Source organism: Streptomyces sp. NPDC093149 (assembly GCF_044754145.1).
Lineage (GTDB): Bacteria > Actinomycetota > Actinomycetes > Streptomycetales > Streptomycetaceae > Streptomyces.
The window spans coordinates 1,365,305-1,378,714 of sequence record NZ_JBIVON010000001.1 but is presented as its reverse complement, the minus strand read 5'-3'; the positions used below and the strand labels follow the sequence as shown (position 1 = coordinate 1,378,714).

The 13,410-nt window shown below is 70.6% G+C and carries 12 protein-coding genes and 2 pseudogenes; 6 read left to right on the top strand and 8 right to left on the bottom strand.

Going from position 1 to position 13,410, the window contains the following annotated elements; translation table 11 throughout:
• Positions 1-8 precede the first annotated feature (8 nt).
• From ACIQCZ_RS06410 to ACIQCZ_RS06400, 3 genes and pseudogenes are all read right to left on the bottom strand, one after another.
• Positions 9-887: an NAD(P)-dependent oxidoreductase gene (locus ACIQCZ_RS06410; RefSeq protein ID WP_402280095.1), complete on the bottom strand. Its 879-nt coding sequence runs from the start codon at positions 885-887 to the stop codon at positions 9-11.
• A 581-nt stretch (positions 888-1,468) separates the two neighbouring features.
• A pseudogene (locus tag ACIQCZ_RS06405) lies at positions 1,469-1,947 on the bottom strand (transposase); the annotation flags it as partial.
• 85 nt (positions 1,948-2,032) lie between these two features.
• A complete protein-coding gene (locus ACIQCZ_RS06400) occupies positions 2,033-2,545 on the bottom strand; it encodes a DinB family protein (protein ID WP_402280093.1) in 513 nt (170 codons plus the stop codon).
• An 86-nt stretch (positions 2,546-2,631) separates the two neighbouring features.
• Here ACIQCZ_RS06400 and ACIQCZ_RS06395 point away from each other — a divergent pair.
• Positions 2,632-2,781 (top strand): annotated as a pseudogene (locus ACIQCZ_RS06395) (MarR family transcriptional regulator); the annotation flags it as partial.
• 193 nt (positions 2,782-2,974) lie between these two features.
• Positions 2,975-3,913: an ankyrin repeat domain-containing protein gene (locus ACIQCZ_RS06390; RefSeq protein WP_402280091.1), complete on the top strand. Its 939-nt coding sequence runs from the start codon at positions 2,975-2,977 to the stop codon at positions 3,911-3,913.
• 65 nt (positions 3,914-3,978) lie between these two features.
• Here ACIQCZ_RS06390 and trxA read toward each other — a convergent pair whose 3' ends face one another.
• The 3 genes from trxA to ACIQCZ_RS06375 all read right to left on the bottom strand — a co-directional run bounded on the left by trxA (position 3,979) and on the right by ACIQCZ_RS06375 (position 6,224).
• Positions 3,979-4,323 carry a thioredoxin gene (gene trxA / locus ACIQCZ_RS06385; RefSeq protein ID WP_402280090.1) on the bottom strand — a complete coding sequence of 115 codons (345 nt, stop codon included), beginning with the start codon at positions 4,321-4,323 and terminating at the stop codon, positions 3,979-3,981.
• A gap of 3 nt (positions 4,324-4,326) precedes the next feature.
• Positions 4,327-4,731, bottom strand: a complete 405-nt coding sequence (locus ACIQCZ_RS06380) for a MerR family transcriptional regulator (RefSeq protein WP_402280089.1) — start codon at positions 4,729-4,731, stop codon at positions 4,327-4,329.
• 122 nt (positions 4,732-4,853) lie between these two features.
• Positions 4,854-6,224: a cation:dicarboxylate symporter family transporter gene (locus tag ACIQCZ_RS06375; protein WP_376560065.1), complete on the bottom strand. Its 1,371-nt coding sequence runs from the start codon at positions 6,222-6,224 to the stop codon at positions 4,854-4,856.
• A 131-nt stretch (positions 6,225-6,355) separates the two neighbouring features.
• On the opposite strand from ACIQCZ_RS06375, the gene ACIQCZ_RS06370 reads away from it, so the two are divergent.
• Both ACIQCZ_RS06370 and ACIQCZ_RS06365 read left to right on the top strand, forming a co-directional pair.
• The gene (locus ACIQCZ_RS06370) at positions 6,356-8,047 is read left to right on the top strand and encodes an ATP-binding protein (protein ID WP_402280088.1); all 1,692 of its coding nucleotides are present in this window, start codon (positions 6,356-6,358) and stop codon (positions 8,045-8,047) included.
• Positions 8,044-8,718, top strand: a complete 675-nt coding sequence (locus tag ACIQCZ_RS06365; RefSeq protein ID WP_376222543.1) for a response regulator — start codon at positions 8,044-8,046, stop codon at positions 8,716-8,718. The genes ACIQCZ_RS06370 and ACIQCZ_RS06365 overlap by 4 nt, the downstream gene beginning before the upstream one ends.
• Positions 8,719-8,859: 141 nt before the next feature.
• Here ACIQCZ_RS06365 and ACIQCZ_RS06360 read toward each other — a convergent pair whose 3' ends face one another.
• Positions 8,860-9,573, bottom strand: coding sequence for a TetR/AcrR family transcriptional regulator (locus ACIQCZ_RS06360; protein ID WP_402280087.1), 714 nt, complete (start codon positions 9,571-9,573; stop codon positions 8,860-8,862).
• A 135-nt stretch (positions 9,574-9,708) separates the two neighbouring features.
• Here ACIQCZ_RS06360 and ACIQCZ_RS06355 point away from each other — a divergent pair, with 135 nt between their 5' ends.
• Positions 9,709-10,929, top strand: a complete 1,221-nt coding sequence (locus tag ACIQCZ_RS06355) for a saccharopine dehydrogenase family protein (RefSeq protein ID WP_402280086.1) — start codon at positions 9,709-9,711, stop codon at positions 10,927-10,929.
• 435 nt (positions 10,930-11,364) lie between these two features.
• Positions 11,365-12,003: an XRE family transcriptional regulator gene (locus tag ACIQCZ_RS06350; RefSeq protein ID WP_402280253.1), complete on the top strand. Its 639-nt coding sequence runs from the start codon at positions 11,365-11,367 to the stop codon at positions 12,001-12,003.
• Between the two features lie 381 nt (positions 12,004-12,384).
• On the opposite strand, the gene ACIQCZ_RS06345 is transcribed toward ACIQCZ_RS06350, so the two are convergent.
• Positions 12,385-13,410 (bottom strand): ATP-dependent 6-phosphofructokinase, encoded by a 1,026-nt coding sequence (locus ACIQCZ_RS06345; RefSeq protein WP_351074711.1) that lies wholly within the window; start codon positions 13,408-13,410, stop codon positions 12,385-12,387.

The window sequence follows — 13,410 nt, the reverse complement described above, 5'->3', positions numbered from 1 at the left end:
CCGCGCGCTCAGCCCCGGAGCGCCTCGACCGTGCTCGCCCAGGAGTCGGCGCCGTGCCCCTTGGCGATGGCACGGTCGGAGACGGCCTTGATCGCCTCCAGCTGGGACGTGTCCAGGCCCCTGCCGGCGGCCGCGTGCAGCACGTGATCGACACCGGCGGTCATCATGGCGAGATTGGCTCCCGCCCCGTCGTACCGCTTCGCATCGATGTCGACCGCCGTCCCGGCCACGATGGGCGGCAGGATGTCCACGATGGTCCGCAGATACGGCGCGATGGCCGCAGCGGGAATGCTCTCCGCCCCGGCCATGGCGAAGGCGTGGACCAGCCCCGCCATGCTCCCGTAGAAGAAGTCCAGCATCGCCATGTCGTAGGCCGCGGCGAGTGCGTGCTCGGGCCCCAGGAACGGGACGTTGGCGCCGAGCGCCTTGAGCACGGCCTCGTGCCGGTCGTACGCGGACCGCGAACCCGAGAAGAAGATCAGCGCCTCCGGCCCGCCGACCACCTCGATCGGCACCATGATCGCGCCCGCCAGGTAGTCGAGCGCATGCGCCTCGGCCCAGGCCGCGGAGGCGCGGACCCGGTCCGGGGTGTCGGAGGTGAGGTCGACCAGGGCGCGCCCGGCGAGGGCGTCCGTCAACGGGGCGAGGATCTGCCGCGAGGCCTCGTGGTCGACGACACAGACGACCACCAATTCACTTGCCCGTACGGCCTCTTCGGCCGAAGCGGCCCGGACCGCGCCCCGGGTGACGAGCTCTTCGCCCTTGCCCGGGGACCGGTTCCAGACGGTGGTGCGGTGGCCGGCGTCCAGGAACGCGCCGGCGAGGGCCCGGCCCATGGCGCCGAGGCCGATGACGGTGACGGTGGCGGGGTTCGTATGCGTAGTCATACGCGTCATGATCATCGCGGTGGACGCACCCGCCAAGAGCCCACTTATTTCTCAGATACCCACCAAAAGGAAAGCATCCAGGCCAGGGCGATCGAGGCTCGGTACTCGGGGCTTGCGCGCGGTGATGAAGGCCGAGCGAATCCGAGACCTGGGCTTCGAGGGTCGGGGTTCGAGCTCCGGGACCGGCTGGTTCACTCTTTCGTGGGTACGAAGAGGGAGCCGGGCCCGGCGCTTGAGCTTCGGGATCCGGGCGTCGGGATCCGGGCTCCGGGATTCGAGCTTCTTTGGTCAACCGGTAGGTGAAAGAAGGGGTTCGGGGAAACCTCCCCGCCCTCCCGGGCCCGTCACGGCCAGCAAGTACGACTGGTCCTGACCGGCTTGCGGCGCGTGATCGCGGCTGCTTACGTTGCCCCCGACGAAACGACCCCGACACGGTGTTAGCAGCACCGGGCCGGGGTCTCACCCCACGATCGAATCGAGCGATCTCGTGGCTACCGAGAACTCTAGTGCCGCATCAGGCAACGTTCGCCCTGTCGATGACTTGGCGTAGGCGTTCGTGGGTGTTGTGGCGGTTTCGCCAGAGGATGTAGGGAGGTCTTCCAGGTCTCTATGCGTTGAAAGGACACGCCCTCCTCGCGGAGCAGGACCCGAAGGCCCTCGTGGCTGATGTCGTCGACCACCCCCTCGGCGACCAGGAAGTCGGCCAGCTTGGCCAGGCTCCAGGTCGAGAACGACAGGCCGTGCTCAGCCGGCTTGGACTTGGCGGTCTTCTTGATCTCGCGGCGTTCCGGGAGGGTGAAGGTCTTTGGACGGCCGCCCTTGTACTTCGGGTACAGCGAGGCGAAGCCATCGGCGTTGAAGTTGTGGATCACGTCGCGGACCCGGTCGGCGCTGGTGAACGTGACCTCGGCGATCTTCACCACGTCCATGCGCTGCGCGGACAGCAGCACCATCTGGGCCCGGCGCAGGTCACCACCGACCCGGTGCCTCTGCGGATGATCCGCAGCAGCCGCTGCCCCTCGTCGTCATCGATCTCGCGCACGCGCACACGTTCAGCCACCTGGGCACCCTGGCACGACGCGCCGCCCGGCACGGAACCCGGCGGCACGTCACTCACAGTAGGGCGGGCGCGACCTGATCTGGCGTCATACGCCAGTGGTGCCGTCGATGCGCTCCCGGACCAGGTCGGCGTGGCCGTTGTGGCGGGCGTACTCCTCGATCATGTGGACGTAGATCCAGCGGAGGTTGACGTCCTGCTCCATGAAGCGGCCTGCGTCGGTCAGAGCACGGTCGGCGCAGAGCTCGCGGGCGCGGGCGATCTCTGCCTGCCAGGTGGCGAGGGCGTCGTGCAGTGTGGCGCCCTCGGCCAGTTCGAAGCCGCCGTCGGGGGCAGACGGGTCGGCCTGCGGGTCGTAGATGGGTGGGGCCTGTTCTCCGGCGAACACTCGGCGGAACCAGTTCCGCTCCACCTCTGCCATGTGCTGGACGAGGCCGGTCAAGGTGAAGCCGGACGGTGGCACGGACGCGACGGCGGCCTGCCCGTCGTCCAGGCCCTCGCACTTCATGGCGAGGGTGGCGCGGTGAAAGTCAAGCCAGCTTTCGAGCACGGTGCGCTCGTCGACGTTCAAGGGCGGCAAGGGGCGTTCGATGGCACTCATCGGTCGATTATCGCCAGCGGCCGAAGCCGTCGACGGGCAGGGCCTCCGACAGGGCGAACGTTGCCTGATGCGGCACTAGCCCCGCCCTGTGTACGCCCGCACCCTCACACCCGTACGCGAAGGCCGGCCCCGGCTACGGCAAGCGGTCGGCACCGGACCAACGCCCGCCGCGCGCCGACGACTTCATGCTGCTGTCCGAGCGGGAGCGCTACATCGCCGGATACGTCGAAGGTCTCTGCCGCCCCTGCCGCACACCCGACCCGGACACCACGGGCAAGCAGCCCGTGGGAGCCCACGCGGAAGAGGACGTCCACGGCCTCGTCGCCGAACTCCGGGGCATGCTCAAACGCCCCTGACACGCGCCTGAGCCTGGGCATCGGCCTACGATGCCCAGCATCGCGGAGAACTTCTCGATCAAGGATCACGACAATGACACTTCTGCGCGCGAGCAGCAGCGGCGACACCGAATCCGTGCGGAAGCTCGTTCGGACCCGGTCCGACGTGGACGTGCGTGCCCGGGGAACGGGGAGAACTCCCCTTCTTGAGGCGGTCATAAGCGGTCACCTCGATACGGTCGCTGTCCTCTTGTCAGCGTCCGCAGATATCGAGGCACGTGACACCGCCGTCGGATTCACGCCGTTGGGCTGGGCCGCAGGACAAGGGAACACGCATCTTGTGCGGGTGCTCCTTGCGCACGGTGCCGATGTCGACAGCGCCAATGGCGACTTCGCTCGCACTCCCCTCATGCTCGCGTCCCAACAGGGCCACGCGGACGCCGTGCGCATCCTGCTTGAGCACGCCGCGTGTGTCGCCATCACGGACAGCTCCGGCCAGAATGCGCTCTCCCTGAACTGTGAATCGAACAGCACCGATGGGGCAGCCCATGTTCATCGGCTGCTCATCGAAGCCGGCGCCGTTCTCCCGCCACCCGTCGCAGAGCCGCCCGCTCTCTCCTGGCCTTCTGTGGACCCCGCCCGAGTGGACTACGACGACCCTGTCGCAGTCGTACGCGGCTACATCCTCCGGATGGCGAAGTGGGAACAGGCCGCCCTCGCCGATCGGACCCGGGACCTCAACGTGCTGTGTGCGGAGCGAGACGTACTCGCGTCGGCCTGTCTCAGCGTCCGCCCGCGCACCTACCGCCCGCACAGCATCGGGACACCGACAGAAGTGGATGAACGCGAGACTCTCCACTCCGTCCACTGTCCCAAGCCCAACAGATGCGAACTCCTCGTTCGTGATCCACTCGGCCACCCGTTTCGTTCCGAGCGGCTCTACACCGCAGTCAAGAAGCATGGCGAATGGCGCCTCGACACGCTGAAGACCCGCAGGCTGGGCACCGCCGACTGGTGCCGAGCGCTGCTCTGATCCCCGGTCGAGGTCCGCCGTTCCCGACAGGGCCCGCGTGGAAGGGTTCGGCCGTACGCCCCGTCTCACGCCGGCGCGAACACGTCCTCCAACTCCTGGAGCAGCTTGCGCTTGGGCCGGGCGCCCACCATCGACTTCACGGGTTCGCCTGAGCGGAACACCATCAGGGTCGGCGTCGCCAGCACCGCGTACCTGCTCGCGATCCCGGGGCTGGTGTCGACGTCGATCTGGACGATCTTGATGCGTCCGGCCTCCTCGGCGGCGACGGCGCCGAGGACGGGGGCGAGCTGACGGCACGGGCCGCACCAGTCGGCGGTGAATTGGACCAGGACGGGGAGGTCGGCCCCGAGCACCTCCGCGTCGAAGGTCGTGTCGGTGACCTCGGCCACACCCTCTGCCGCATGAATCATCTGTCATCCTCCCAGTTCACAACGTGGTTCCGGGCCGCCCGGAAGTTCTGCCGCGGCCTCCATCTCGGCTCTCGCGAGCTCTGCGCCCACCTGGGCGCGTACCGCCCGGAGCTGCTCGATGAGCGAGTCGAGCTCGCCGAGCTTGCGCCGGTAGACGGCGAGCGAGGCGGGGCAGGCGTCACCGGCCGGGTGGCCGGCGCGCAGGCACTCGACGAACGGCCGGGTCTCCTCCAGTTCGAACCCGAAGTCCTGCAGGGTCCGGATCTGCTGGACGAGGCGCAGATCGTCCTCGTCGTACGCGCGGTACCCGTTGTCGGCCCGCCGCGCGGGCAGCAGTCCACGTGACTCGTAGTACCGCAGGGTCCGCGTCGTCGTCCCGGCCCGTTCGGCCAGCTCCCCGATTCGCATGCCCTCGACCGTAGACCTTGACGCCGACGTCAAGGCAAGGAGGAAGCGCGGCAGAAGACGGCCCAGGGCCGTCGCGGAGGGTTCCGCGACGGCCCTGGGCCGTGTGGTGGGGTCGGGAGACACTAGCCCTTCGCCGCTGCCGGCTCCCGGTCGCCGTCGCGCGGCTCCGGAACGCTGTCCGTGCCGTCGCCGTGCCCGGCGTCCTGGTTGAGCATCTCGTCGTTCCACGGGAGCGCGCCGGAGAGGACCCGGTCCATCCGCTCCTTGTCGATCTCCTTGGTCCAGGTGCCGACGAGGACGGTGGCCACCGCGTTGCCCGCGAAGTTCGTCATGGCGCGGGCCTCGCTCATGAAGCGGTCGATGCCGACGATCAGCCCGACGCCGTCGACCAGTCCGGGGCGGTGCGACTGGAGGCCGCCCGCGAGGGTGGCGAGGCCCGCGCCGGTGACGCCGGCCGCACCCTTCGAGGCGACGATCATGAAGAGCAGCAGCGAGACCTGCTCACCGCCGCTGAGCGGGTCGCCCATCGCGTTCGCGATGAAGAGCGAGGACATCGTCAGGTAGATCGCGGTGCCGTCGAGGTTGAAGGAGTAGCCGGTCGGCACGGTGATGCCGACGACGGGCCTGCTGACACCCAGGTGCTCCATCTTCGCGATGAGCCGGGGCAGGGCGGACTCCGACGACGAGGTCGAGAGGATCAGCAGGAATTCGCGGCCCAGATACTTCAGCAGGGACAGCAGGTTGATCCCGGCGACCAGTCGCAGGATGGCGCCGAGCACCACGAAGACGAAGATCGCGCAGGTGAGGTAGAAGCCGACCATGATGATCGCGAGGGACTTCAGCGCGTCGACCCCGGTCTCGCCGACCACCGCCGCCATCGCGCCGAACGCGCCGACCGGGGCCACCCACATGATCATGGCGAGGATCCGGAACACCAGGCGCTGGATGTGGCCGATGCCGCGCAGGACCGGCTCGCCCGCCGACCCCATGGCCTGGAGCGCGAAGCCCGCGAGGAGGGCGATGAGCAGGGTCTGCAGCACCTCGCCCCCGGTGAAGGCGGAGACCATCGTCGTCGGGATGATGCCGAGCAGGAAGTCGACGGTGGACTCGCTCGCGCCCGCCGCCTGCTTCTCACCGGCGGCGCGTACCGCTTCGGTGAGGTGGAGGCCCTGGCCGGGCTCCAGGAGGTTGCCGACGAGCAGGCCGATGGCGAGTGCGACGGTCGACATCACCAGGAAGTAGCCCAGGGCGAGGCCGCCGACCGCGCCGACCTTGGCGGCCTTGCGCACCGAACCGACGCCCAGCACGATCGTGCAGAAGATGATGGGCGAGATCATCATCTTGATCAGGTTCACGAAGCCGGTGCCGATCGGCTTGAGTTCGACGGCGACGTCCGGGGCCACGAAGCCCACGAGGATGCCGAGGCCCACAGCCGCGATCACGGCCAGATACAGATAATGCGTACGGTCCCGCTTGGCGGCTGCCACTCCCACGGGGTTCTCCTCGGCTCGTCAGGGTCGCTCCCCCGTCCCTGGGGGGCTTGGCGACTATCCCGCCCCGCTGTGACGCCGGTCACTGTTACGTACATTTCGTTCATATGTTTTCGGCCAGGCACACTGTGGCCATGCGCTTCCCCCGTCCCCGTACCCGCCCGCGCAGTCTGGCCGGTCAGCTCTTCGCCATGCAGGTGGTGCTGCTCACGGCGGTGGTGGTCGGGTGTGCGTTCTTCACCTATGTCTCCGGCCGTGAGCAGGCGAAGCAGACCGCGACCCGGCAGGTCAGGACCGCCGCGCTGGCGATCGCCGACTCGCCGTCCGTACGGGAGGCCATCCGCACCCCGGACCCGTCCGCCGTGCTGCAGCCGTACGCGGAGAAGGTGCGCGCGGACACCGGGATCGCCTTCGTCACGATCATGTCCCCGGACCGGGTCCGCTGGACGCATCCGGACGCGGACCGGATCGGGGAGAGGTTCCTCGGACACACCGCGCAGGCGCTGCGCGGCGAGACGTTCTCGGAGACGTACACCGGCACGCTCGGCCCCTCGATCCGGGTCGTCACCCCGATCCGGGACGGCGGCCGGATCGTCGGTCTGGTCAGCGCGGGCATCACGGTCGACCGGGTCTCCTCGCAGGTGCGGGCGCAGCTCGGGGCGCTGGGGATGGCGGCGGGCGGGGCGCTGGCGCTCGGCGGCCTCGGGACGTATGTGATCAACGCCCGGCTCCGGCGGCACACGCACGGCATGAACGCGGCCGAGCTGAGCCGGATGCACGACTACCACCAGGCCACGCTGCACGCGGTGCGCGAGGGGCTGCTGATGCTCGACGGGCGGCGCCGGATCGCGTTGATCAACGACGCGGGCCGGGAACTGCTCGGACTCGAACCGGAGGCGGTCGGGCGCAGGATCACCGAGCTGAATCTGCCGGCCCGGCTGACCGGTGCGCTGCTCGCCTCCGAGAAGCGGGTCGACGAGCTGCATCTGACGGCGGACCGGGTGATCGTGGTCAACACCCGCCCGGTGGTCGGCGGGGAGCAGCGCGGCACGGTGGTGACGCTGCGCGATCACACGGAACTCCAGGCGCTGTCCGGCGAGTTGGACTCCGAGCGAGGGTTCACCCAGGCGCTGCGCTCGCAGGCGCACGAGGCGGCGAACCGGCTGCACACCGTCGTCTCGCTGATCGAACTGGGGCGGGCCGAGGAGGCGGTGGGTTTCGCCACCGCGGAACTGGAGCTGGCCCAGGCCCTCACCGACCGGGTGGTGGACGCGGTCGCCGAGCCGGTGCTGGCGGCGCTGCTGCTCGGCAAGGCGGCGCAGGCGAACGAGCGGGGGGTGGAGCTGGTGCTGGCGGACGACAGTCTGATCGACGACGGCGCCCTGCCCACGACGCTGCCGCACCGGGATCTGGTGACGGTCCTCGGCAATCTGATCGACAACGCGGTGGACGCGGCGTCGGAGGCGGTGGCCGGAGCGCCCGGTACGGAATCCGTGCCCGCCCCGCGGGCGGCCGGGCACGGCCGGGCCGCCCGCGCGCGGGTCACCGTCACCGCGCTCGCGGACGAGGGCGAGCTGCTGCTGCGGGTCGCCGACTCCGGGGCGGGGATCGATCCGGACGACGCCGCCGAGGTGTTCGACCGGGGCTGGTCGACGCGCGGCGCGGGCCGGGGCATCGGCCTGGCCCTCGTCCGGCAGGCGGTGCACCGCAACGGCGGGACGGTGACGCTGGACCGCGGCCCGGACGGCGGCGCGGAGTTCACGGTGCGATTGCCGCTGGCCGTCGGCGACCGCACGACGCACACCACGAAGGAGGCCACCGCATGATCCAGGTGCTGGTCGTCGAGGACGATCCCGTCGCGGCGGACGCCCATCGGCTGTACGTGGGCCGGGTCCCCGGGTTCACGGTGGCCGCGGTCGCGCACTCGCGCGCCGAGGCGGTGCGGGCGCTGGACCGCGTGCCGGTCGATCTGCTGCTGCTGGATCTCTATCTGCCCGACGGACACGGTCTGCAGTTGCTGCGCTCGCTGCGCGCGGCCGGGCACTCGGCCGATGTCATCGCGGTGACGTCGGCACGCGATCTCGCGGTGGTGCGGGAAGGGGTGTCGCTCGGTGTCGTCCAGTACGTGCTGAAGCCGTTCACCTTCGCGACCCTGCGCGACCGGTTGGTGCGCTACGCCGAGTTCCGCGCGGCGGCCGGTGAGGCGAGCGGCCAGGACGAGGTGGACCGGGCGCTCGGCGCACTGCGCGCCCCGCAGCCGTCCCGGCTGCCGAAGGGGCTGAGCGGCCCGACGCTGGAGGCCGTCACCCGTGTGCTGCGGGCCGCACCGGACGGCGTGACCTCCGGTGCGGCCGGGGCGGAGCTGGGCATCTCGCGGATCACCGCGCGCCGATATCTGGAGCACCTGGTGACGGTGGGACGCGCGGTGCGCAGTCCGCAGTACGGCCAGATCGGGCGTCCGGAGCTGTACTACCGGTGGGTGGCCCAGGGGCGCTGACCTCGGTCCCGCCGACGCCGCGTCGACGTCATCGGCACGGTGCCCTTCTTCGTCGACGCCGGCCCCTGCGTCGGCGGCATCGTCCCGAACGTCCGGCGCCTCGGCGGACGGGTTCGCCCCGCGACGGCCCCGGACGGTCCTCTATCGCCGGGCCCGTAGTGTCTCCCACTGCGCCGCGGCGCCCTCCAGCAGCAGCTCCAGGGCCGTGGGGTAGGCGCTGTCGACCATACGGGTCGCCAGAAGGGGCGCCGCCTCGGCTATCCGGGGGTGCGTGGTGCGCGGCAGGCGGGCGTACGTCGAGCGCCACATGTTCTCGTCGGAGCTGAGGCTTTCGCGCGGCAGGGCCAGCGAGGCGGCGTCGAGCGCGGCGAAGGCCAGGGTCTGGTCGATGAAGGCCTGGTAGATCCGTACCGTGTCCGGCAGCGGGAACCCCGCCGTGCGAAGTACGTCAAGGATGGCCTCGTCGGCCGCCAGCTCGTGGGCCCGGCCGGTGACCCGGTTCGCGGTCAGCAGTGCCGCGTGCGGATGCTCCAGGTACACGGCGTGGATGCGCAGCCCGAGGCCGCGCAGATCCGACCGCCACTCTCCCGTGGGTCGCCAGCCCTGCAGGGCCTGCCCGATGAGGGCATCGCCGATGGCGAGCGTCAGATCGTCCATGCCGCGGAAGTACCGGTAGAGGGTGCTGGGGTCGGCGTCCAGGGCCAGGCCGAGACGGCGGGCGGTGAGTCCCGCGCTGCCGTGCTCACGCAGCATCCGCAGGGCGGTCTCGACGATCAGTTGCTCGGACAGCACGGTCCCGCTCCTGGTGGGGCGGCGGCGCCGCCGTTTCTCCTCGGGCACCACGGCTTTTGCCACCGTCGCCTCCTCGCTCACCCTTATGCCAACGCCATTGACCTTACCTGGGCACCCGGCGTTGGATCTCCCGGCAGGGGCGCCGCATCTCCGGTCCGCGCGGACATGCCCCGTCTTCGGAGAGAGGAAGTCCGTGTCATGCGTGTTCTGCTTGTGGGAGCCGGCGGTGTGGGCACCGCGATCACCCGGATCGCGGCCAGGCGCTCGTTCTTCGACGAGATGGTCGTGGCCGACTACGACCTGAGCCGGGCCGAGGCGGCGGTCGCCGCCCTCGCGGGCGCCGCGGGCCGCTTCCGCGCCGAGCACGTCGACGCGTCCGATCAGGCGGCGGTGACGGAACTGCTGACGCGGCACGGGTGCGACGTCCTGCTCAACGCCACCGACCCCCGGTTCGTGATGCCGCTCTTCCGGGCAGCGCTCGCTGTCGGCGCAACCTACCTCGACATGGCGATGTCCCTGTCGCGCCCGCACCCCGAGCGGCCGTACGAGGAGTGCGGCGTCATGCTCGGCGATGCGCAGTTCGCGCAGGCCGCCGACTGGGAGAAGGCGGGCGCGCTGGCCCTCGTCGGCATGGGTGTGGAGCCGGGGCTGTCGGATGTCTTCGCGCGGTACGCGGCCGACGAACTCTTCGACGAGATCGAGGAGATCGGCATCCGCGACGGTGCGAACCTCACCGTCGACGGCTACGAGTTCGCCCCCTCCTTCAGCATCTGGACCACCATCGAGGAGTGCCTGAATCCGCCGGTCGTCTACGAGGCGGACCGCGGCTGGTTCACCACGGCGCCCTTCAGCGAGCCGGAGGTGTTCGACTTCCCCGAGGGCATCGGCCCGGTCGAGTGCGTGAACGTGGAGCACGAGGAGGTGCTGCTTGTTCCCCGCTGGATCGACGCACGCCGCGTGACCTTCAAGTACGGCCTGGGCGAGGAGTTCATCCAGACCCTCAGGACGCTGCACCTCCTGGGCCTGGACCGCACCGACCCGGTGACCGTGCCGAGCGCCGCGGGTCCGGTGGGAGTGTCGCCCCGCGACGTCGTGGCCGCCTGCCTGCCGGACCCGGCGACGCTGGGCGAGCGCATGCACGGCAAGACCTGCGCGGGCACCTGGGTGCGCGGCACCAAGGACGGCGCGCCGCGCGAGGTCTACCTCTACCACGTGGTCGACAACCAGTGGTCGATGGCCGAGTACGGCTCCCAGGCCGTGGTGTGGCAGACGGCCGTCAACCCGGTCGTCGCCCTCGAACTCCTGGCCACGGGCGCGTGGACCGGCTCGGGAGTCCTCGGCCCGGAGGCCTTCCCCGCCCGCCCCTTCCTGGACCTGCTCAGCGCGTACGGCTCTCCCTGGGGCATGCGGGAGCAGTGAGCGTCCCCGGCTCACCACGGGATCCGACGTCCCGCCCCGGTGAGGGCGGGCGTCGGACAGCCCTTAGCCACTGTCGGGGTACTCCCAGTTGTCGGCACCGGCCACCGGAAGCTCCTCCCCTGCGAGGGGCGTACCGCGCCGGAAGCCGCACCTCCTGTCGGGAGCGGTCCGGGAAATGACAGGGCACGCCTCGGTCCGGCCCCGGTCGACGACGGGCAGCACGCGGTTGCGGTACTGGGGCGTGCATCGAAAGCAGCGTCGTCCGCCCGCCTGGCAGACGAGACTTTCGAAACACATCCTAGGACGTTCCTACGAGCCGTGATATCGGTGGAACACACCGTAGTCAGGCCACCTGTTGACTCCTACGGTGGGGCCGTGCACCCCTCCCCGCCCTTCAACGCTCCCGCCGCGCGCCGACTCCGCGAGGCCCTGGGGATGCTTCCCGGACATGTCGCGTACGGCCTCGGGGCCCAGTACGGACTCCGGGTCAGCACGGAGACGGTGGTCGCCTGGGAGCGCGGGCTCACCGTCCCGAGCGAGTACGAACTCACGGCACTGGCAGGGGTGCTGTGGTGCTCGCCGGGCGAGCTGCTCACCGCCGCGCGCACGCTGCGGGAGCACCGGGTGGCCCGGGAGCTGGCCGCGGAGGAACTGGCGCGTCTGCTGGGGCTGAGCACCTCCGCGTATCTGCGGATGGAGGAGTCGGGCCGCTGGCGCGGCAACGAACGCCAGTCCGCGGTGCTCAGCGAGGTGCTGGGGCTGACGGCCGCCGGGTTCGTGGCCGTGTCCGGCCGGGAGGAGGATCTGGCGGACCTGTTGCGCGGCGCGGTGACGACGCGCTGGCAGGCGCATGTCCGGTCGGTGGCCAGGCTGGTTCCGCTGGAGCGCGGATTTCTGCAGGACGTGATGGAACAGCTGCATACCGACTACCAGGCGCTGATGGTGTCGACGCTCAGCTGGAGCAGCACCGGCACGGAACACGCCGGGGCGACGGGCGACGCGGGGCGGGAGTTCCTGGCGGGGATCGTGGAACGGTTCTGGCGGACGGCGGGGGTGGAGGGGGCGAGCCACTGAGAGCCTGTCGGGTGGCCTCGGATCGGATGACGGACGCGGTCCGGTGCGTGCGATTGCGAGGCGGAGGAGGGAGTCGGATGGGGTCTCCCCTGCTCGAACGCGGCTGAGAGCTCGGGGAAGGAATGTCGGCGACAACGCGGGAAGCGTGCGTGCCGGGGCGCGCCCGCCCGGTCGGAGGCCACCCGACAGGCTCTGAGCCGTGCGGCTCGCGGTGACCGTGCCGTTCTCAGCCTTCGGCCGCGTGCGCGGCCACCGGGGCGCAGCCCATCCGCACCGCCCCGGTGGCCGCGGGCCGCGGGCCGGCGAGCGGCCCCGACCGTCCACGGGAGGACAGTCGGGGCCGTCGGCCACTGCTGGTGACGCTGCCGCGCGCGCCCGGGGTCAGAAGACCGATTCGGCCTCGTCCATCCGGTCCGCCGGCACCGTCTTGAGCCGGGTGATGGCGTCGGCGAGCGGAACCATCTCGATGTCGTTGCCGCGCAGGGCCGTCATCCGGCCGAAGTCGCCCCGGTGCGCGGCCTCCACCGCGTGCCAGCCGAAGCGGGTGGCGAGCACCCGGTCGTACGCGGTCGGCGTGCCGCCGCGCTGCACATGGCCGAGAATGACGGGCCGGGCCTCCTTGCCGAGCCGGGTCTCCAGCTCGATGGCCAGGCGGTTGCCGATGCCCTGGAAGCGCTCGTGACCGTACTGGTCGATCTCGCCCTTGGCGTACGGCATGGAGCCCTCAGCCGGGTGCGCGCCCTCGGCGACGCAGATGACCGCGAACTTCTTGCCGCGCGCGAAGCGCTCCTCGACCATCTTGACCAGGTCCTCGACCTGGAAGCGGCGCTCGGGGAGGCAGATGCCGTGCGCGCCGCCCGCCATTCCGGACTCCAGCGCGATCCAGCCGGCGTGCCGACCCATCACCTCGACGACCATGACCCGCTGGTGCGATTCGGCGGTGGTCTTGAGGCGGTCTATGGCGTCCGTGGCGACGCCCACCGCCGTGTCGAAGCCGAACGTGCGGTCGGTGGCGGAGATGTCGTTGTCGATGGTCTTGGGAACACCGACGACAGGCATTCCGGCGTCCGACAGCATCCGCGCGGCGGTCAGAGTGCCTTCGCCGCCGATCGGGATCAGCGCGTCCATGCCGTAACGGCGGCTCAGCTCGGCGCAGTTCTCGGCGGCCTCGCGCAGCCGGTCGCGCTCCAGCCGGGCCGAACCGAGGATGGTCCCGCCACGGGCCAGGATGCCGCTGACCGCGTTGAGGTCGAGGGGGCGGAAGTGACCGTCGAGGAGTCCCTTGAACCCGTCCTCGAAACCGATGACTTCATCGCCGTGACCCACCACGGCTCGGTGCACGACCGACCGGATCACTGCGTTCAGGCCTGGGCAGTCGCCGCCTGCGGTGAGAACTCCGATGCGCAT